The sequence below is a fragment of the Brachybacterium tyrofermentans genome, assembly GCF_039526165.1.
Classification (GTDB): domain Bacteria; phylum Actinomycetota; class Actinomycetes; order Actinomycetales; family Dermabacteraceae; genus Brachybacterium; species Brachybacterium tyrofermentans.
Genome location: NZ_BAAAIR010000079.1, coordinates 1 through 1,568 on the forward strand (window position 1 = coordinate 1; position 1,568 = coordinate 1,568).

Annotated in this window: 1 protein-coding gene; it reads right to left on the bottom strand. The window is 65.8% G+C overall.

What is annotated here, in order from left to right:
- Positions 1-36: 36 nt before the first annotated feature.
- A protein-coding gene (locus ABD093_RS18300) for an IS3 family transposase (protein ID WP_377802274.1) occupies positions 37-1,439 on the bottom strand; the annotation gives its coding sequence in 2 pieces (ribosomal slippage) (positions 37-1,082 and positions 1,082-1,439; 1,404 coding nt in all).
- Positions 1,440-1,568: the final 129 nt, after the last annotated feature.

Here is a 1,568-nt window from a genome sequence, read left to right on the forward strand (position 1 = left end):
ACCGGAAATTGTCAAGGTGGATGAGACCAGTGGGAGTTAGGCGGCGATCTCGTAGTTGGGCTGGTGCTGCTCTTGTTGGTGGGGTTTGTTGATCCAGGCGGCCTCGGGCAGGGCGAGGGCCTTGGGGGTGTGGTCGGTGCCGAACCGCTCGGGGTGCGCAGCACGCGCCGTAGCGAGGACCCGGACGCGCTCGGTGGCCTTCGCGGTGGCGAGGCCGTAGTGGACGTCTGCCGGGGTGTGCAGGCCGAGTCCTTGGTGGCGGTGCTCGTGGTTGTACCAGGTCACAAACTCGTCGAGGAACCCGCGCGCAGCGGCCAGGCAGGTGAACCGTTCGGGGAAGACCGGCGCGTACTTCAACGTCTTGAACCAGGCCTCGGAGAAGGGATTGTCATTGGAGACCTTCGGCCGCGAGTGCGACCGCACGACTCCCAGATCGCTGAGCAGGGTAGCGACGGACTTCGAGGTCATCGAGGTGCCCCGATCGGCGTGGACAACGTCCGGGATGCCGTGGATAGTGAACACTTCACGCATCATCTCCTCGGCCAGCAGGCCTGTTTCGCGGGCGTGGACGTGGACTCCGACGATGTAGCGGGAGTAGATATCGATCATCACGTAGGCGTCGTAGTAGACGCCCTTGACCGGCCCCGCCAGCTTCGTGATGTCCCAGGTATAGACCTGGCCCGGCCCCGTGGCCACCAGTTCCGGTATCTTCCGGGCAGGATGACGGGCCTGGCGACGGCGCTCTTTGACCATCGTGTGCTCCGCCAGGATCCGATACATGCTCGAGACCGAACAGAGGTAGACACCGCGGTCCAGCAGGGTGGCGAAGACCTGCATCGGAGTGGAATCGACGAACTCGGTACTGGTCAGCACGGCCAGCACCGTGGCCCTCTCGGCGCAGGTCAGACGGTTCGCCGGCTCCCTCGCTTCCAGCGGGGTGGGCACTGTCCGGGACCGGCGGCGCAGGGCCGTCGCGCGGGGCACCCCGGTCAGGCCAGCCGCGGCCCGGGTATTGGTCCCCGAGATCGTCAGCTGGTCATAGGCGTCCATCAGCGCCGCTTGCGCTTCGTCTCGGTGTCCGCGCTCTCGGAGATGTCTTCCAAGAGCGCGCGTGCTTTTCCCATGATCTCCAGCGCCGCCTCGGTCCGGCCCAGCCGCTGCTGGGTCGTCTCCAGCTCTCGACGCAGCCGGGCGATCTCAGCCTGGTCCTTGCTGGGCCGACCAACACTCTGACCGGCCGACTTGCCCTCGAGCACCCCGGCGTCACGCAGGCGACGCCACTCGGTGATCAGCGAGGAATACAAGCCCTCGCGGCGCAGGTAAGCACCGCCCTCGTTCTGGTCCCGGGCCTGCTCGTAGGCCTCAAGATGGGCCAGCTTCTGCTGCGGGGTGAAGGTGCGACGATGAGGCCCGCCGGCACGGGGATGCGAAGTGCTCATGACTCCATCATCGACCGCGGACGGCACTGCGGAAAGCATGGAACTACTCATGGTTGTTGATCCTGATCTCGCCCTGCGGAGGCGGACTTGCTATGAACCACTGGTCTCAACTCACCCTGACACGCAGGG